Source organism: Enterococcus lactis, assembly GCF_015751045.1.
In the GTDB taxonomy this organism is placed as follows: Bacteria; Bacillota; Bacilli; order Lactobacillales; family Enterococcaceae; genus Enterococcus_B; species Enterococcus_B lactis.
In genome coordinates, this window is the sequence record NZ_BNJW01000003.1 from 85,585 (window position 1) to 103,444 (window position 17,860).

At 39.2% G+C, this 17,860-nt stretch carries 19 protein-coding genes; 1 reads left to right on the forward strand and 18 read right to left on the reverse strand.

Annotated elements, in window-relative coordinates; genetic code table 11:
- Nucleotides 1-35 precede the first annotated feature (35 nt).
- Entirely contained in the window at nt 36-1,139 is a 1,104-nt protein-coding gene (locus tag KFO35_RS02315) for an aminopeptidase P family protein (protein WP_010727054.1), read from the forward strand.
- A gap of 62 nt (nt 1,140-1,201) precedes the next feature.
- Here KFO35_RS02315 and KFO35_RS02320 read toward each other — a convergent pair whose 3' ends face one another.
- The 18 genes from KFO35_RS02320 to cls all read right to left on the reverse strand — a co-directional run bounded on the left by KFO35_RS02320 (nt 1,202) and on the right by cls (nt 17,711).
- Nucleotides 1,202-1,804, reverse strand: coding sequence for a YtxH domain-containing protein (locus KFO35_RS02320; protein WP_002308610.1), 603 nt, complete (start codon nt 1,802-1,804; stop codon nt 1,202-1,204).
- A 2-nt stretch (nt 1,805-1,806) separates the two neighbouring features.
- A complete protein-coding gene (locus tag KFO35_RS02325; RefSeq protein WP_002308608.1) occupies nt 1,807-2,247 on the reverse strand; it encodes a DUF948 domain-containing protein in 441 nt (146 codons plus the stop codon).
- Nucleotides 2,248-2,371: 124 nt separating this feature from the next.
- Complete coding sequence (gene galU, locus KFO35_RS02330; protein WP_002308607.1) at nt 2,372-3,310, reverse strand: UTP--glucose-1-phosphate uridylyltransferase GalU; 939 nt, start codon at nt 3,308-3,310, stop codon at nt 2,372-2,374.
- 14 nt (nt 3,311-3,324) lie between these two features.
- The gene (locus KFO35_RS02335) at nt 3,325-4,350 is read right to left on the reverse strand and encodes an NAD(P)H-dependent glycerol-3-phosphate dehydrogenase (RefSeq protein ID WP_002308606.1); all 1,026 of its coding nucleotides are present in this window, start codon (nt 4,348-4,350) and stop codon (nt 3,325-3,327) included.
- A 43-nt stretch (nt 4,351-4,393) separates the two neighbouring features.
- Nucleotides 4,394-5,224 (reverse strand): prolipoprotein diacylglyceryl transferase, encoded by an 831-nt coding sequence (gene lgt / locus KFO35_RS02340; RefSeq protein ID WP_002308605.1) that lies wholly within the window; start codon nt 5,222-5,224, stop codon nt 4,394-4,396.
- 14 nt (nt 5,225-5,238) lie between these two features.
- A complete protein-coding gene (gene hprK / locus KFO35_RS02345; RefSeq protein ID WP_002289568.1) occupies nt 5,239-6,177 on the reverse strand; it encodes an HPr(Ser) kinase/phosphatase in 939 nt (312 codons plus the stop codon).
- Nucleotides 6,178-6,342: 165 nt separating this feature from the next.
- Complete coding sequence (locus KFO35_RS02350) at nt 6,343-6,693, reverse strand: phage holin family protein (RefSeq protein ID WP_002303620.1); 351 nt, start codon at nt 6,691-6,693, stop codon at nt 6,343-6,345.
- Nucleotides 6,693-7,001, reverse strand: coding sequence for a PspC domain-containing protein (locus KFO35_RS02355; protein WP_002292752.1), 309 nt, complete (start codon nt 6,999-7,001; stop codon nt 6,693-6,695). The genes KFO35_RS02350 and KFO35_RS02355 overlap by 1 nt, the downstream gene beginning before the upstream one ends.
- Nucleotides 7,002-7,176: 175 nt before the next feature.
- Nucleotides 7,177-8,745, reverse strand: coding sequence for a daptomycin-sensing surface protein LiaX (gene liaX, locus KFO35_RS02360; protein ID WP_070704312.1), 1,569 nt, complete (start codon nt 8,743-8,745; stop codon nt 7,177-7,179).
- A 99-nt stretch (nt 8,746-8,844) separates the two neighbouring features.
- Complete coding sequence (locus KFO35_RS02365) at nt 8,845-9,612, reverse strand: YibE/F family protein (protein ID WP_002292754.1); 768 nt, start codon at nt 9,610-9,612, stop codon at nt 8,845-8,847.
- Nucleotides 9,609-10,643 carry a YibE/F family protein gene (locus KFO35_RS02370; protein ID WP_002292755.1) on the reverse strand — a complete coding sequence of 345 codons (1,035 nt, stop codon included), beginning with the start codon at nt 10,641-10,643 and terminating at the stop codon, nt 9,609-9,611. Before KFO35_RS02370 ends, KFO35_RS02365 begins: the two co-directional genes overlap by 4 nt.
- Before the next feature lie 221 nt (nt 10,644-10,864).
- Nucleotides 10,865-11,542 carry a phosphate signaling complex protein PhoU gene (phoU, locus tag KFO35_RS02375; protein ID WP_002289490.1) on the reverse strand — a complete coding sequence of 226 codons (678 nt, stop codon included), beginning with the start codon at nt 11,540-11,542 and terminating at the stop codon, nt 10,865-10,867.
- Nucleotides 11,543-11,554: 12 nt separating this feature from the next.
- Complete coding sequence (pstB, locus tag KFO35_RS02380; protein ID WP_070704315.1) at nt 11,555-12,313, reverse strand: phosphate ABC transporter ATP-binding protein PstB; 759 nt, start codon at nt 12,311-12,313, stop codon at nt 11,555-11,557.
- 15 nt (nt 12,314-12,328) lie between these two features.
- On the reverse strand, nt 12,329-13,135 hold the full coding sequence (gene pstB, locus KFO35_RS02385) for a phosphate ABC transporter ATP-binding protein PstB (RefSeq protein WP_002292758.1): 807 nt from the start codon (nt 13,133-13,135) through the stop codon (nt 12,329-12,331).
- A 14-nt stretch (nt 13,136-13,149) separates the two neighbouring features.
- A complete protein-coding gene (pstA, locus tag KFO35_RS02390) occupies nt 13,150-14,034 on the reverse strand; it encodes a phosphate ABC transporter permease PstA (RefSeq protein WP_002292759.1) in 885 nt (294 codons plus the stop codon).
- Nucleotides 14,034-14,954: a phosphate ABC transporter permease subunit PstC gene (gene pstC / locus KFO35_RS02395; protein ID WP_002292761.1), complete on the reverse strand. Its 921-nt coding sequence runs from the start codon at nt 14,952-14,954 to the stop codon at nt 14,034-14,036. Before pstC ends, pstA begins: the two co-directional genes overlap by 1 nt.
- A gap of 114 nt (nt 14,955-15,068) precedes the next feature.
- Nucleotides 15,069-15,926, reverse strand: coding sequence for a phosphate ABC transporter substrate-binding protein PstS (locus KFO35_RS02400; protein ID WP_002314679.1), 858 nt, complete (start codon nt 15,924-15,926; stop codon nt 15,069-15,071).
- Nucleotides 15,927-16,262: 336 nt separating this feature from the next.
- Nucleotides 16,263-17,711: a cardiolipin synthase gene (cls, locus tag KFO35_RS02405; protein ID WP_060806678.1), complete on the reverse strand. Its 1,449-nt coding sequence runs from the start codon at nt 17,709-17,711 to the stop codon at nt 16,263-16,265.
- Nucleotides 17,712-17,860 lie beyond the last annotated feature (149 nt).

The following is a 17,860-nucleotide window of genomic DNA, read 5'->3' on the forward strand; positions in this document are numbered from 1 at the left end:
TGAATACAAAATTAATTTAGAAAGTAGGTTGCTAAATGAATAACGTAAAAATCAATGAACTACGTCAATGGATGGCACAACACCAAGTAGAATTGGCTTATATCAGCGACCCTGGCCACATCGCTTACTTTTCCGGATATGAAAGTGATCCTCACGAGCGTGTACTAGCTCTTTTTATCCCTCTGGAACAAGATCCTTTCCTTTTCACTCCTGCTCTGGAAGTTGAAGATGCTCAAAACAGCAGCTGGACGTACGATGTACGTGGCTACTTAGACAGCGAAAATCCTTGGGAGATCATCGGAAAAGAGCTTCGCGCACGCTATGGGCAACCTGGTAATGTAGGTATTGAAAAGAATGCTCTGACTGTCGATCGCTTCGATGCTATCTCTGATATCTTGACAGGTACAGATTCTTACACCGATCTAACTTCTATTATCCAGCGTCTGCAACTGATCAAAACGGTAGAAGAAAAAGACAAACTGATCGAAGCTGGTAAATGGGCCGATGTTGCCTTTGAAATTGGCTTCAAAACAGTAAAAGAAGGCGTAACTGAACAAGCAATTATCGCAGAAATCGAATACCAATTAAAAAAACAAGGTGTTTCACAAATGTCTTTCGACACATTAGTCCTTGCAGGAGCAAATGCTGCAAGCCCTCATGGTACACCAGGAAGCACGAAGGTTTCACCAAATGAACTAGTGTTATTCGATCTTGGCGTTATTTGGAATGGCTATTGCAGTGATGCTACTCGTACAGTTGCTTATCAAAAACCAACTGAATTCCAAGAAAAAATCTATAACATCACTCTTGAAGCACAGCTTGCCGCACAAGAGGCAGTTCGCCCAGGTGTGACAGCAGGTGAACTTGATCAAATCGCACGAAACGTGATCAACAGCTATGGCTACGGCGAATATTTCAATCACCGTTTAGGTCACGGAATCGGAACAACCGTCCACGAATTCCCTTCTCTTGTAGAAGGAAACGACTTAGTGATTGAAGAAGGGATGTGCTTCTCTCTTGAACCAGGAATCTATATTCCTGAAAAAGTAGGGGTACGTATCGAAGATTGTGTGTATGTGACAAGTGATGGTTGTGTGCCATTCACGACTACACCAAAAGAATTACTTGTTTTAGAGTAATGAAAATAAAAAAGGTGAGAGCTGGTCCGCTCTCACCTTTTTTATTCTAGAAATGAGTAATCTTAGTGATTGGTAGTCGAATCTGTCATTGTATCTTTCATTTCTTTCTTAGCTTCTTTTGCATCTTCTTTTGCCATTTTCAACATTTCTTTTGTGTCATCTGCAACTGGTTTTGCTTCTGACATTCCTTCATTGACCGTCTCTCCTGCTTTATCTGCAGCATCTTTTACATCGATCATGATATCTTCTGAAGTATCTTTAGCAATACTACCTAATTCGTCTGCTGGCTTTTTCAGATCTTCTGCTGTTTTTTTGAAACGATTAGATAAATCAGCTGATTGTTCTTTGAGGTTTAACAAGATATCATCTGATTCACTTCCTGCTTCCTCTGCTGATTCACTTACCTTCTGCTTAACATTGCCTGCTAGATCCCCTGCTTGTTGAGAAAGATCTTGCGCTTTTTCTTTTGCAATACCTGTTAACTCAGATGATTTTTCTTTTGCCATATCTGTGTAATCTGAAGCCATGTCCATCAAATCATCTGCTTGAGCAGCCAATTCATCCCGAAGTTCTTTACCAGATTTGGGTGCTAACAATAATGCGGCGATTGCTGCGGCTGTACCTCCAACTACTGCACCTAATAAAAATCCACCTTTTTTAGCCATTCTTATTTTCCTCCTGTCGTTTCAGTATGTTTTTTGTTTTTAAAAAATTTCATCGCTGTTCCACCGACTTTTCCGGCAACAGTCGCTTTAGCTGTCGTTTTTCCGATTCCGCCGACTTTCGTCACGATGTTTTTACTAGAATGATTAAGTTCCGATACACTTTCACTTAAATCAGCAACTGCTGTGAACAATGGATCGATCGTTGCGACTTTTCCATTGATATCCAAGAGCAGCTCATTACTTTTGACTAGCAAGCCTTCTACTTGTCTAGATAAAAGATCTACGTCTTGTGTGACGATCTCAATTGTCGTATTTGCTTCTGCGACAGTCTGGTCTACTTTTTCTAAAGTTTTGGAAACTTGCAACAATACGCGAACGATGAAAACGACAAGTATCGCAAAGGCGATTGCTGCGATCAATCCTGCAATTTCTCCTCCTGACATGATCAAACTCCCTTCTTGTCTCTCTTTTCTATAAGGATAGCATTTTCGTGTTTTTTAAACAAATAAAAACGAGCTTCAACTACTTTTTATTCAATTAGCAGCTGAAGCTCGTTAGAAAAAAAGATTATTTTTTCTTTTCTTCTTTGATTTCTGTTATTCCTTTTGGATTATGATTGATCTTGCTTCCTTCTGCTTCTAATGTTTTACCTAAAGACATGATGTATTCACGCAAAGGTGCCCCTACTTCTGGATGTGTCAGACCATATTCAATACTTGTTTTCATAAAACCAAATTTGTCACCAACGTCATAACGTTTACCTGTGAATTTACGGGCAAATACGCGTTGTGTTTTATTCAACGTATCGATTGCGTCAGTTAGTTGGATCTCATTTCCAGCACCTGGTTGTTGTTCTGATAATACATCAAAGATTTCTGGAGTCAATAAGTAACGCCCAATAATAGCTAAATCACTTGGTGCTTTGCTTGGATCTGGTTTTTCAACAAAGTTTTTGACATTGTATAACCCATCTTCCAGTACTTCCCCTGGGTTGATGATTCCGTATTTTGAAGTTTCATCGTGAGGAACTTGCATAACGGCAATCGTAGAAGCGTGTGTACGCTCATAGTCATCGATCAATTGCTGTGTCAATGGTACTTCGTCTTCCATGATATCATCGCCTAGCATAACGACAAACGGTTCATTTCCAATAAAGGCTCTTGCTTGAAGAACGGCGTGTCCTAACCCCTTTGGATGAGATTGACGGATGAAATGCAAATTGACATCTGTCGTTTCTTCTACTAATTTCAATAATTCGGTTTTTCCTTTTTCACTTAGGTTTGTTTCTAATTCGATATTTGAATCAAAGTGATCTTCGATTGGTCGTTTAGCTTTTCCTGTAACGATCAAGATGTCTTCGATTCCTGATTTCAACGCTTCTTCAACGATGAATTGGATCGTTGGTTTGTCCACGATTGGCAACATTTCCTTTGCCATCGCCTTTGTTGCTGGTAAAAATCTTGTTCCTAATCCTGCTGCTGGAATAACTGCTTTTTTTACTTTCATATACATTCGCTCCTTCAAAAAATTGTTAATGAGAATTCATTTTCTTTTTTCCCATCACGTAACATGATTTCTTTTGCGGCTGTTTTGATTTCTTTTTGTTCATACAGCACTTCATAGATTGTTTGAGTGATGGGCATTTCGATTTCCATCATTTGGGCTAGTTCCATCGCTGCTTGAGTAGTATTCACACCTTCAACAACCATTCCCATATTGGCTAGCACCTCTTCTAGAGGCTGACCTTGTCCTAACAAGTTGCCTGCGCGCCAGTTTCTGGAATGAACACTTGTGCAAGTAACGACTAGATCACCTACTCCGCTTAAGCCAATAAAGGTCAGTGGGTTGGCACCCATTGCTACACCTAAACGGCTGATCTCAGCTAATCCGCGCGTCATGATTGCCGCTTTTGCATTATCGCCAAACCCTAAGCCGTGAATAGCACCAGCTCCAATGGCAATAATATTTTTCAAAGCTGCTCCCATCTCTACACCAATCACATCAGGGTTGGTATAGATTCGAAAATAATGGTTCATGAACAGCTCTTGTACATATTTTGCTGCTTTTACATCTGTGCTTGCCGCTGTGATCGTCGTAATGTCATGCTTTGCTACTTCTTCCGCATGGCTTGGCCCAGAAAGAACAGCAACAGCTTTTCTTTTTTCTGTCGGGATTTCCTCTAACAAGATTTCAGAGATTCTTTTATGCGTTCCCTGTTCTAATCCCTTACTTGCGTGGATGATCACTGGCTTCGTATTCAATTTGGCAACTAGTTCTTTTGCAACAGAACGTATCGCTTTCGTTGGGATAACGAATAGTACCGCATCTGCATCTTTTACTGCATCTTCCATATCGGTGAATGCTCGGATGGAATCGGGTAGATGATGATCTGGTAAATAACGTTGATTGGTGTGTTGGGTGTTGATTTCTTCTACTTGTGAAGCACGATGTCCCCAAATCCGAACGTCATGTCCGTTTTCAGCGAGGACTTGTGCTAAAGCAGTCCCCCAAGAGCCTGGTCCTAAAACCGCTACTCTATAATTCATTTTACCACTCCTGAAATTTTTTTCATTTTTAACGCTCTAAAAATCAAATAATTTGTTGATTTTTTCCTAATGAGCGGTCATAATCCGGTAAATTTCCTTTTTTTCTACGCCAAATAAACAGAATCAATGTGCCGACAAATAAAACAGCAGACAATAATTGAGAAATGCGGATCACACCTAAAAAGTAAAGGCTGTCTGTGCGTAACCCTTCGATAAAGAAACGTCCGAAACTATACCACATTAGATAACATAAAAGGACTTCTCCTTTTTTCAAAAGATGTGGTTTCTTCCGCAAAACCAAAAGCAGAATAAATCCAATCAAACTCCAAAGTGATTCATAAAGAAAGGTTGGTTGTCGATAGATTCCTTCGATATACATGTTATCAATGATGAATTGCGGTAAATGCAGACTTTCTAAGAAACTTCGTGTCGTGTCTGGACCATACGCTTCGTGGTTCATGAAATTTCCCCATCGTCCGATTGCCTGCGCCAATAATACGCTTGGTGCAGCGATATCTAAAAAGGTCCACAAAGAAATAAAATGATATTTGGTAAAAAAGTACAGTGTGATTGCACCTGCAATCAATCCCCCGTAAATCGCTAATCCTCCTGAACGGATATTGAATATCTGGATTGGATCAGCTATATATTGGGGAAGATCGAATAAAACATAATACAAGCGGGCACCAATAATGGAAATCGGCAATCCCCACAACATAAAATCTGTCACGTCATCTGCTTTTAATCCTACCCGAACAGCTTCTCTGCTGCTGAGCCACATGGCAATAATGATTCCTGATACGATAATCAATGCATACCAGTAGATAGGAATTCCTACAAGCTCAAAAGCAACTCGATTGATTTGTGCTAACATATTGTCACTCCTTGCTAGTCATTGCCTGAGTTTTCTTCAATCAAGCGACTTAATCTTTCTTCAAATGTTTTCGTTGCGTCAAAGCCCATTGTACGCGCGCGGAAATTCATCGCGGCTACTTCAATGATGATTGCAACGTTTCGTCCTGTTTTGACAGGGATTTTTATTTGTGGAATGCCCACTTCCGCGATTTCAACGGTCGTGTCTTCAGAGCCCAGACGGTCGTATTTCTTATCTTTCGCCCATGCTTCTAGATAAACAGCTAACTGGACTTGCATAGAGCCTCGTACCGCACTCGCACCGAAAAGATTCATTACATCTATGATACCGATCCCTCGAATCTCAATCAGATGTTCCAGGATTTTAGGAGGTTCTCCGATTACCGTCAGTTCATCTTGCTGATAGACATCTACTCGATCGTCTGCGATCAATCGATGTCCGCGCTTAATCAGTTCCAACGCCGTTTCACTTTTCCCTATCCCACTGTCCCCTTGAATTAGTACACCTAATCCGTAGACATCGACTAACACACCGTGGACACTTGTTCGAGGGGCTAAGCGCCCATCTAAATAACTAGATAATTCACCTAGCAGCCGGGACGTTGAGATAGGCGAACGCAGCACAGCTATCCCATTTTCATTGGCTGCTTGGATCATTTCTTCCGGAGCCGGCAATCCTCTTGAAATAATAAATGCGGGCATATCTTCACTACATAATCTTCTCATAATGATCAAACGCTCTTCTGGGATCATCCGTTCCGCAAAACTGATTTCTTTACTGCCAAATAGCTGTAAACGATTATGGGAATAATAATTAAAATAACCGGTCAACTCTAGTCCTGGGCGTGAGATGTCCCCAGTCACGATGACGCGGTCTAAACTTTTCTCGTCGCCTGTGACGATTTCCAAAGATAATTTTTTTACTAATTGGCTAACTTTTACAACTTCTGACATTCATGCTACCTCATTTCTATTAGAGTGTTCTCTATCATTTTATCATTGTCTAGCCAAAAGTACTACCAATTAAAAAAAACGTTTTTATTTAATTACCAATGTAATAGAAAACGCATTCTTTATTCTAAACAAAAAAGCTGCGCCGAGATCTCGGCACAGCTTTTTTTATTTTCTGCTGTTATGTTCACTAACAATTACATTGACAAGTGACATCAAGATAGCTACGAATAACGCTGCACCAAATGAAGAAAAACTAAAATGTTCTGCTCCTACAAAAAAGGAAGTCATTTTAAGAATCGCTGCATTGATAACAAACGTAAACAATCCCAATGTGACTAATGTAAAGGGCAGGGACAGGATCGTCAAAATCGGTTTGACAAACATGTTCAACACAGATAATACGAAGCTGGCAAGAACGGCCGTCCAAATACTGCTCACATGGACCATCGCAGGAAAAAGAACAGCCAACGATATGAATGTTAACGTATTAACCAAAATACGCTGAAAGTACGACATTAAAAGTCACTCCATTCGTCATCATCGATTTTTTCCGCTTCTTTGCGTTTTTTTGTTTGTTCACGATAATTGTTTTTTTCATAATATGCATTGTTATGTCCATAGTTTGTTCGTGCAGAACGCGCAGATGGGATAATCAAAGCTAATAAAATGTATAAAATGATTGGACTTCCAAAAGCAACTAAGCTTAAGAATACATAAAGCACACGGATAACAGTGGGATCAATCCCGATATATTCCCCAATCCCTGCTAAAGTACCTGTCAAAACAACATTTTTATTGGATTTTGTCAACTTTTTTTTCATCATGTCTCACCTCTGTTCTACTATTTTAAATGAAGAAAATCGTTGTGACAACCTTCTTCTTAATCGGTGTTCAAGAGATAGCCTATCGGCAATAAGGCACAATTTTTTAAAATAGGGGAAGCTATTTTAAAAAATCGCTTCTTATTGCTCAAGGCTGAACATCTCTTTCACAACCTCTTTATTTATCTGTATCTTTTAAATAGATACTTCCTGTTGTCGTTGAAAGCTGCACTTGTGCGATCTCATCATCTGAAACACGACGGAATTGCAACATTTGGTTTGTCCGTTCTTTTTTCTCACGAACTACTTCGTAATTGGACAGACGGCTGTTGATGCTTCCAAGACTTGTTTTAGCGTGTCCTTCCAAACCGATGCTATCTGGTAAAGCAACTTTGACATTCCCGTTCACTGAACTTGCTTCTACTTTTTTCAAATTATCTTCTTTAATCGTAAGACGTACATCACCATTTACTAAAGACACAGAAAGGTTTTCTGGTGTGGCACCAAATGTCACTGTACCGTTTACTGTTTCGATAATAGAATCTAAGATGTTCCCGTTTCGAATATCGATATTGCCGTTTACACCTTCTACTTCCAGCATCGTTGCAGTTAATTGGTTCACGATGATGTTCCCATTCGTAGATTTTGTATAAATATCTTTAGCTTCCAATGTCTCAATCATGATGTTGCCATTTAGAAGTTTGATAGCTGCATGGTCGTATACTCGTTTAGGTAAGTAGAAAACAAGGTCTGCACGCACACGCTTATTTGGAATTTGAAAGGAAATATGATCTTCATTGACCTCGATCTGGCTCCGTTCAGAGAATGCTTCAAATGGTTCAGCACCCATTTTTCCGTAAAGTTTGATCTTGGCTTCCACTTTCACATCATCACTGTTCCACGTTTTTAACGTCACGTTTCCGTTTGCTGCCTTGATATCAAGGATACTTGCTGCAGGAGCTTCATAGTAAAATTCATGTTCAAATTTCGTTGTCGCAATTCCAGGGACGCGTAAGCTGACATCTTTCCATTCCATGTTATCATTTACTGTTTCTGAAACAGTTTGGAATGTTTTCTTCAAGAATTTGCCTAACTGTGATCCAGCTTCTGACATTTTTTCGCCTACTTGATTCAGCGTATCTGTCGCTTGATCTTTCCAATCATCTGGCAATTCAAACTTATCCGTAAATGTTTCTTTTTTCTCAGACCATTGGTTCTTGCGGATATCTTTTAATTCTGCTTCCAGCTTCAATTGTTCTTCTAATAGTGTATCGCCGGTTGCTTCTAACTCTTTGATTTCTGCTTCTAACGTTTGACGCTGTGCTAATTCTTCTTCTGTCAACTCGCCTAATTCTTCTTTTGTATTCAGCTGCATCAATGCTTCCTGTTTCTCATTACGTGCTGCCTTATTGTCAGCGAATTGAGCATTTACTTCGTCTAGACGCGCCGAAGTTTTATTCGCTTCAGTTGCTAGTTCATCTAAGATCTTTTCTAAGTTTTCTTGATCTTGTCTTTCTTTTTCTTTTGGATCAACTGGCTCAGAAATTCTTTCTTCACCGTTTTCAAGTTCATCGATCAATTGACTTGCCTGATCTTTTTCTTTATGACTAGCAGTTACCTTGTCTGCTTCTTTTTTGATTTGTTTTTCGTCTTTTTCAGTTGCCATGCTTTCTAATAAATCTAAGCCTTCTTCAGTCGAAAGGATTCCTTTTTTCACTAAGTCTAAAATACGTTCTCTTTCTTTCATGGAAATTGCCTCCTTAAGCAAAATTGTTTGCAAGCTTTTCCTTACATCCATATTATGCACTGATTCAGTAAAAATGTCATAGGACTTAAGTTGTAACTTTTACTCCATCTTGAGATGTTCCTTCTTTTTTGTAAAGAGATATGCTGTAGTCACGCAAGTTAAGGGCAGGACAAGTAGTGCGGCCAATGTGGTAAGGATAGCCATCGTATATTCCAAGACAAATGATTTTTCATTGATTATTTGCTGAAAAGGAATGTCTAAATCAATGAACCAAAGAATCAACGCTAAAGAACTCCCCATAAACGCAAAAAGAAGAGTCATCACTGTTGACGCCAATATTTTTTTAGCAATGGCAAAACTAGCATGGCGCAATTGGTTAAAAGACAAATGCGGATTTGCCTGATATACTTCGAATGTTCCACTAGAAATCGCTACACTCGCATCTAAAACAGCACCGCTAAGACTGATGAGAAGCAACGACCTCGCAAGTAGTCTAAAATCAATTGCTAACGTCTTATCTAAGCCAGATAGTTCTTCTAGTTCTATCGAAGTAAACCCTTGGATCGCTAAAAAATCAGTGATAGGAATCAATAGTAGGAAACAAAACAAAAAGATCAGTATACTGGCAAAAGCGGCTCGCATTTTCAGATTATAACCGTTGATAAAAAATAAGATAACCACAGCGATCAATAGGAATCCTATAATCGACAATACCAATATCGGCCACTTCTGATGATAGCCGAATAATAATAGGAAAAAGATTCCTAAATTAATGAATAATCCTAAAAGAATATACATACCTTGCGTACCACCGACAAATAGCACACTAATTGCAAAAATCCCAACAAGTATAATAAGTACATTCATTTTTTTAACCTCCTTACAGCGAGAAAAAAGAGGACCGCGATGGGGATTGATAATACTATTCCTAAGCTGCCAGCAATGACGCGTAAAAATTCTAATGATAAATGTTGTTCTACCGTTTCTTTGAAAGACCATTGATTTCCTAAATATAACAGAAGCGATGGAATCGCTCCGCTGATATAGACGAATAAAAGGATATTAGCCATCGAACCAATCACATCTCGGCCCACTTGCCTTCCTGAAAGCCATAACTGTTTCGCTGATATTTTCGGTTGTTGCTTGGTCAATTCTTCTAATGTCGCAATGACTGTGATCACGGTATCCAGTGTCCCTCCAGCTGTCCCAATCAGCACGCTGGAAAGAAAAACAGAACGATACGGTCGTGTCAGATAATTCAGTTCTTCATAGCGCAGTCCTTGATCTTTCCAATGATTCATTGTCAAAAGACAAATAAAAAATGCTAAAAAAACACTTGTAACTGCAGCCGAAATTTTGATTATACTGCTTCTATTCCATCCGTCTAACGCCAATATACTAACGATTATCCCTATAACGACAAATAAGATTGCTATATTTAAGAGAGAAATACCTTCTGTTTTGGTAAAGAGGAGCAACAAAAGTAAAAGTAAAACGATGTTGACGATGAGACTTCCCAAAGCAAATACACCCTGTTTTCCACCAATAAGCAACATGGTGCCAATGAAGATACTTGTAAAGAAAAAAAGCCAGCCATCATTTTTTTTTGCTACTAGTTGCCATTCATCTCCATGCATTTGGACAAGATAGATTTGTCTTGTTGTTATATTTGCTGTTTCGATTTGATTTTTTTGATAAGGAGCCGATAAAGAAATCACTTCTCCTTTTTGGTCCGTGTTCATCAATCTTCCTGTAATCAATTGCTGATCCTCTTCTATTCTCACTCTTTCGATCTCGATAACAGGTACGTCATATAGAGCAGCTTGACGCTGAATAAACCATGAAGCAAGTATACAAATAAAAAATAGAGTGATGATGATGCTAATCTTTTTTTGCATTCTTTATCCTTTCTATTGGAATAATGAAAAGGGTTTGTGACATGTTTTGTCACAAACCCTTTTCCAGAATAAACGGTGTTCAATCAGCTGACCTTCGGTATTAGCTCAAAAAACGGCAAAATATGAGGAACTATTTTACCGTTTGTTTCTCTAATACTCAGGACAAAACGCTGATTTCACAACCTCTTTTCCTAAATAAACAGCAGAATCACAACTTCAGTTTAGAAAATCTCATTGTGGTTCGTATTTAACTCAGTGATTTTCCCTGTAGCCAAGTAGACGATCCATTCACAGATGTTTGTCACATAGTCTCCGATTCGTTCTAGATAACTGGCAACATTCAAATAGTCTGTTCCACTGATGACTGTTTCAGGATTTTCTTGCATGTTTTTGATGGTTGCATTATAGATTCGATTGAAATAGTCATTGACTCTTTGATCCATATTGGCGATCGTACGCGCGTCTTTTTCGTCTGTTTTGACATATGCAACTAGGACGTTGTCCACCATTTTTTTCACGTAATCGGACATATCGGAGATCTCTTTTTCGATTTCCGGTATTCTCGTCTGTCCTTTTACGCGGATTGTAGATTTAGCAACGGACACCGCATGATCGGCCATACGTTCTAAATCAGAGCTAGCTTTCATGACCGTGATAATCATACGCAAGTCAGTTGTAACTGGCTGTTGCAATGCAATCATTTCAAAACTTTTTTTCTCCAAACGCGTTTCCATATTATTGATATTTATATCGTTTTCGATAACTTCTTGAGCTAAGATTTTATCGTGTTTGATGTATGCACGAACTGACTTGTGCACAGCGCTGCTCACCATCATCCCCATTTCGTAGAACTGATTATGGAGATTCAGCAATTCTTCTTCAAATTGTGTACGTAGCATTCCGTTTCCTCCTTATCCAAATCGACCTGAAATATAATCTTCTGTCTCTTGTTTTTCTGGATTCATGAATATCTTCTTCGTATTGTTGTATTCGATCAAGTGACCATCTAAAAAGAATGCCGTCTTATCTGAAATACGTGAAGCTTGAGACATATTGTGGGTCACGATGATCATCGTATACCGCTCTCTTAATTCTAACAGCATACTTTCGATTTTCCCAGTAGAAACAGGGTCAAGTGCACTAGTTGGTTCATCCAATAAGATGATTTCGGGATTCACTGCCAAAACACGTGCGATACATACACGCTGCTGCTGCCCACCGGATAAAGACAAGGCACTTTTATGCAGTTTATCCTTCACATCCTCCCAAACAGACGCTGCCTTCAGACTTTCTTCCACTACTTGATCAAGGACTTTTTTATCTTTTTCTCCTTTTAACTTCAATCCATAGATGACATTTTCATAAATAGAAAAAGGAAATGGATTTGGCTGCTGGAACACCATGCCGATTTCTTTTCTTAGTTCAACAACATCTGTTTTCGGACCATAGATGTCTTTGTCTTTATATAAAACACTTCCGGTGATCGTTACATTTGGAATCAGATCGTTCATTCGATTCAACGAACGTAGATAGGTAGATTTCCCGCAACCAGAAGGACCGATCATCGCTGTGATTTCACCTTGATTGAAACTTAGATCGATTCCCTTTAGTGCTTCTTTCTTTCCATAATACAGATGAAGATCTTTGGATGAGATAATTTCTTTTGTCATGTTGAGGCCTCCGTCTTAACCAAAATGACCGGACACATAATCTTCGGTTGCCTGAATTTTTGGTCTGGTAAATATCTTGTTTGTTTTGTCATATTCCATTACTTTTCCTAGATAGAAAAAGGCAGTGTAGTCGCTGATACGAGCTGCTTGTTGCATATTATGCGTCACGATGATGATCGTGTAGTCTTCTTTCAAGTTTACAAGTGTTTCTTCAACCGTTCCTGTCGAAATAGGATCCAAGGCACTTGCCGGCTCGTCTAACAGCAAGATATCGGGTTTCATCGCAATTGCACGAGCGATACACAAACGTTGCTGTTGTCCGCCAGATAAAGCCAAAGCACTTTTATCCAAGCTATCTTTTACTTGATCCCACAAAGCTGCTTGTTTCAAGCTTGTTTCAACGATTTCATCTAATTTCTTCTTGTTTTTTTCACCATGTTGTTTCAAAGCAAAAGTTATATTGTCATAAATCGATTTGCTAAAAGGGTTGGGGCGTTGGAACACCATGCCTATCCGTTTGCGCATTTCATAAACATCCACTTGAGGCGCATTGATATCCACGTCTTTATACATGATCTTTCCAGTGATTTTCGTATTAGCGATCCCATCATTCATACGATTCAAAGAACGAAGATACGTGGATTTTCCGCAGCCAGAGGGGCCAATCAATGCAGTGATCTTATTTTTTTCGAACTCTAGATCCACTCCCTTGATTGCTTCATTGTCGCCATACCAAACATGCAGATCATTCGTATATAATGCTACTTCCTTCTCTTTTGGCATGGTAATGACATTTGTTTCATTCCAATTATATTTTTTCATCTTACTTCTTCTCCTTAGGCTGAAGTCATTTTTCGGTATAATCGTTTGCCAATCGCACGAGCGCCGAAGTTGAACAGTAAAACAGCAATGATCAACACGGCAGAAGCACCAGCCGAAACAGAAACACCATCAGGCATCGTACCTTCTGTGTTGATCTTCCAAATATGGACAGCCAGTGTTTCAGCTTGGCGGAAAATGCTAATCGGACTAGAAACACTTAATGGATTCCAGTTCGTAAAATCTAATGCTGGCGCGCTTTGACCAGCTGTATAAATCAATGCGGCAGCTTCACCAAAAATTCTTCCTGAACTTAGGATCACACCAGTCAAAATTCCTGGTGTTGCTTCTGGAACAACCACTTTTATCACTGTTTCCCAGCGTGACAAACCTAACGCCAATCCAGCTTCTCGTTGTGTGTAATGGACCGCTTGTAAAGATTCCTCGACCGTTCGAGTCAAAAGAGGCAGGTTGAATACGGTCAAAGCCAATGCACCAGAAATGATTGAGAAACCATACTGGAATTGAATAACGAAAACCAAGAAACCGAATAAACCGACAACAACAGAAGGCAAAGAACTCAAGATCTCGATAGACGTACGGATCACGTCTGTCAGCCAGTTTTTTCCGGCATATTCTGAAAGATAGATACCCGCACCTAAAGAAATAGGAAAACTGATGATCATGGTAATCAAAAGCAAATAAATCGAGTTAAACAGTTGAATCCCGATACCACCGCCTTCTTGGTAGGCTTTGGAAGGTTCAGTCAAGAAAGACCATGAAATGTGCGGTATTCCTCGAACTAAGATATAAAGTAATAAAGCTGCTAAGATCAATACGATGATCCCTGAAACCACATATAGAACACCTGTAGCAATTTTATCTGAGCGTTTTGCGTTCATTATTTCAGCTCTCCTTTCTTCCCAATCATACGGATCACGATATTAAAGAATAATGACATCAATAGCAAGATCAGCGCTAATGACCATAACACATTATTTTCAACTGTTCCCATGATTGTATTTCCGATTCCCATTGTCAAGATGGACGTCAATGTAGAAGCAGGAGTAGTAAGTCCTGTTGGCATTAATGCCGCATTACCAATAACCATTTGGATAGCTAAGGCTTCGCCAAACGCACGAGCCATACCAAAAACGACTGCTGTTAAAATCCCGGGCACTGCTGCTCGCAGCACCACTTTGTAGATTGTTTGCCATCTTGTGGCACCTAGCGCTAATGAAGCTTCCCGATAGTGCCGTGGCACTGCCTTTAATGCATCCACAGTCATCGTTGTGACAGTCGGTAAGATCATAACGAATAACACAAATGTACCAGCTAAGATACCGAACCCTGTCCCGCCAAAGATACTTCTAACAAAAGGAACGATAACAGATAGACCGATAAATCCGTAAACGACAGATGGAATACCTACAAGTAGTTCGATGACCGGTTGCAAGATCTTCGTTCCGTTTTTAGGAGAAATCTCCGTCATAAATACTGCTGCTCCGATAGCAAATGGTGTGGCAACGATAGCTGATAAAAAAGTCACAATAAATGAACCTGTGATCATAGGCAATGCCCCTACCATTGGTTTCCCATTTGCTCCGATTTGGCTCGGATTCCAATCTGTACCAAACAGAAAATCAAATACATTGATCTTATCAGTAAAAAAGGTGGCCAAACCTTTACTAGCGACAAAATAAAAAATAGATAATACAACCAACACGATCAGCGCGATACATAAAAAACTAATAAATTTTCCGCGCTGTTCCATTTTTGAACGTTTTGATTTTGTTAATAATACTTTTTTCACATCTTCCACAGATGACTCCCCCTTAATCAGGTTTAACATACTCACTCAGTGTACAAATTGAACATCAATTTGGTTTTAATAACATGTAAAAGTTTAGATAAGTTTGTAAATTTTGTGTAAAGATTACTGTTTAACAATGTTTCCTTGCCAATCACGTTCAACTTTCATATGTGAAACAGGGATATAGCCTAGCTCTCCGACAATATTATCTTGTACTTCATCAGATAAGATATAGTCTAAAAATTCTTTTGTCAGTTTTTTTGGATGGTCTCTTGTGTACATATGCTCATATGCCCAAATCGTCCATTTGTTCGTTGTCACATTTTCATCTGTTGGTTCCACACCGTTAACGTTCAACGTATCCACATCATCGGAAACGTAAGAAAAAGCAACATAGCTGATTGCTCCGGGTGTGTCTGCAACGATTTGGCGCACCATTCCGCTTGAATCTTGTTCCTGTGCCTGAACAGCTGTTTCTCCGTCCAATACCCATTTTTCAAACGTACTACGGGTCCCGCTTCCTGATGCACGGTTCAATATAACTACTGGCTGATCTTTCCCACCGACTTCACTCCAGTTTTTGATCTCGCCCGTAAATAATTTTTTCAGGTTCTCCATACTGATATCTTTTACGCCAATATCCTTGTTCACAATAGGAGTGATTCCAACAACTGCTACTCGATGATCGACTAATGCCGAAGCATCAATCCCTGATTTTTCTTCCGCGAACAAATCAGAATTTCCGATATCGACTGCTCCTGACTGTACTTGAGACAAACCAGTTCCGCTTCCGCCCCCTTGTACATTGATGAATTTTCCAGGATTTTCTGTCTGGTAGGTTTCAGCAACCGTTTCTACTAAAGGCTGTAAGGCAGAAGAGCCAACTGCAGTAATGGATTCTCCTCGATCAATCCACTTTGAACAGCCTGATAAAAGAATAGCTAATCCTATTATTGGTAAGAATAATTTTAGTTTTTTCATTAGAAATCTCCTTTAATCCTAAAGTATGTCTATTCTATCATTTTCATTACTTGATGAAAACGAATCAAAACCATTAAATAACAAAATAAATTCTCATAATTGCAAAAAAAGCTATCTCATTAAAAGTTTCTATGCTATACTGGCTTTGAAATGTGTCTCTTTTAATAGCATATATTAGCTTATTTCTTGCTTTCCCCAAAAAACAAGAGATACCCCAAAGTTAATTTCGCTCATGCGAGACGCTTTCTCCATTTCTGACGTACTCTCAGAAATGGCCCCGAGAAAAAAGGACACGAGATTTCCATCTATTGATGGCTCTCCTGTCCTTTTTGTATTTTAAAGGAGCGGCGAAATCAGTCTTGCTAATCCTTCTTTCATCTTGATCATCATCCCTCGGTTTTCATACACTTCTTTTGTGAGATGCGTCGAAATCTTTGAATCTTCAAAGAATGCTTTTCTTACGCGAGAAGCCATTCGTTCATCATAGATCAGTGTATTGACTTCAAAATCCAATCTAAATGAGCGAACGTCGATATTAGCTGAACCAACGGAAACGATGCCGCCATCGATAATCATCGTCTTTGCATGGATAAATCCATTTTCATATGTTTCGATTCTTGCCCCATACTCGATCAGCTCTGCAGCGAAAGAATACGTTGCCCAGTAAACGAGAAGATGATCTGGTTTGTTAGGTATTTGGATATGGACTTTTACGCCTGAGAGAAGAGCCAACTTCAATGCCTCATGAATCGATCCATCCGGTATGTAATACGGCGTTTGGATCAATATCTCCCGTTTGGCTAACGAAATCATTTTCAAATATGTCATTTTGATTTGCTCATGTTCGGTATCTGGTCCGCTTGTCACGATTTGAACAGCCATATCACCTGTAGAATGAATGGTCGGGAAAAATTCCGGTGAATATCCTACTTCTTTTGTATGCTGAGAATTCCAGTCCATCAAAAAACGGTTTTGCAAGGTGTAAACCGCTTCTCCATAGATACGCAGATGATTGTCTCGCCAATAACCAAATTTCTTTACCAATCCTAGATATTCGTTTCCAACATTGAACCCACCTGTATATCCGATTTTCCCATCAATCACTACGATTTTACGATGATTGCGATAATTGATTCGAGGATTGATATACGGAACGAATAGAGGAAAGAAAAATGCGACTTCTCCACCTGCTTTTTTCAAATTCTGAAAAAAACTAGAAGAAACTTGTGTGGAACCCCATGCATCAAGAAGGACTCTGACTTTTACTCCGCGTCTTGCTGCCTCTGTCAATGCCTCTCGAACTTCTTCACCTAATGTATCACTGCGGTAAATATAATATTGGAAATGGATATGGTCTTCTGCCTGTTTGATATCCTCGATCAGCGCATCGAATTTTTCACGACCATCTGTAAATAAAGTGATTTCATTTTTAGTCGTATAAAGCGTACTTTCAAATACAGTAAGCATATAGATCAATTGTTTCACATCTACTTGTCCAGTAGGCGGATGAGGATAAAGTCCTCGCATCAATGCTTGTTTATCTTCTTCGATTTCTAGATTCTTACCGATTTTCCCTTGGATCTTCAAATCAAAGATTTTCTCTTTGGAAATCCCTCTTCCTAAAAAAATATATAAAATAAATCCTACAACTGGAATGAACATCAAAACGAGCAGCCATGCCCATGTTTGCGCAGTTTCCTTTCTTTCTCGAAAAACGATAATAAAGGAAAGCAAAATATTCATAATCAAAAGGATCGTAAAAAAATTGTCAACGATAATCTTCACGGCTTCACCTCTTTTTCTACCAACTTAAGAATACCCAAGTTGTTTTTTAAAGTAAAGAGAAAAAAGCCGCCCCATTTACTCCACCTAGCTGATAAAAAAAGAAAGCTGGAACGAAATCGTCCAACTTTCTGATTATATTTATCTTGTGA

Bases quoted from the DNA above. Each gene is read 5' to 3' on its own strand.
- KFO35_RS02315 (WP_010727054.1), top strand. From the start codon at position 36: ATGAATAACGTAAAAATCAATGAACTACGTCAATGGATGGCACAACAC.
- KFO35_RS02320 (WP_002308610.1), bottom strand. From the start codon at position 1,804: ATGGCTAAAAAAGGTGGATTTTTATTAGGTGCAGTAGTTGGAGGTACA.
- KFO35_RS02325 (WP_002308608.1), bottom strand. From the start codon at position 2,247: ATGTCAGGAGGAGAAATTGCAGGATTGATCGCAGCAATCGCCTTTGCG.
- galU (WP_002308607.1), bottom strand. From the start codon at position 3,310: ATGAAAGTAAAAAAAGCAGTTATTCCAGCAGCAGGATTAGGAACAAGA.
- KFO35_RS02335 (WP_002308606.1), bottom strand. From the start codon at position 4,350: ATGAATTATAGAGTAGCGGTTTTAGGACCAGGCTCTTGGGGGACTGCT.
- lgt (WP_002308605.1), bottom strand. From the start codon at position 5,224: ATGTTAGCACAAATCAATCGAGTTGCTTTTGAGCTTGTAGGAATTCCT.
- hprK (WP_002289568.1), bottom strand. From the start codon at position 6,177: ATGTCAGAAGTTGTAAAAGTTAGCCAATTAGTAAAAAAATTATCTTTG.
- KFO35_RS02350 (WP_002303620.1), bottom strand. From the start codon at position 6,693: ATGTCGTACTTTCAGCGTATTTTGGTTAATACGTTAACATTCATATCG.
- KFO35_RS02355 (WP_002292752.1), bottom strand. From the start codon at position 7,001: ATGATGAAAAAAAAGTTGACAAAATCCAATAAAAATGTTGTTTTGACA.
- liaX (WP_070704312.1), bottom strand. From the start codon at position 8,745: ATGAAAGAAAGAGAACGTATTTTAGACTTAGTGAAAAAAGGAATCCTT.
- KFO35_RS02365 (WP_002292754.1), bottom strand. From the start codon at position 9,612: ATGAATGTACTTATTATACTTGTTGGGATTTTTGCAATTAGTGTGCTA.
- KFO35_RS02370 (WP_002292755.1), bottom strand. From the start codon at position 10,643: ATGCAAAAAAAGATTAGCATCATCATCACTCTATTTTTTATTTGTATA.
- phoU (WP_002289490.1), bottom strand. From the start codon at position 11,542: ATGCTACGTACACAATTTGAAGAAGAATTGCTGAATCTCCATAATCAG.
- pstB (WP_070704315.1), bottom strand. From the start codon at position 12,313: ATGACAAAAGAAATTATCTCATCCAAAGATCTTCATCTGTATTATGGA.
- pstB (WP_002292758.1), bottom strand. From the start codon at position 13,135: ATGAAAAAATATAATTGGAATGAAACAAATGTCATTACCATGCCAAAA.
- pstA (WP_002292759.1), bottom strand. From the start codon at position 14,034: ATGAACGCAAAACGCTCAGATAAAATTGCTACAGGTGTTCTATATGTG.
- KFO35_RS02400 (WP_002314679.1), bottom strand. From the start codon at position 15,926: ATGAAAAAACTAAAATTATTCTTACCAATAATAGGATTAGCTATTCTT.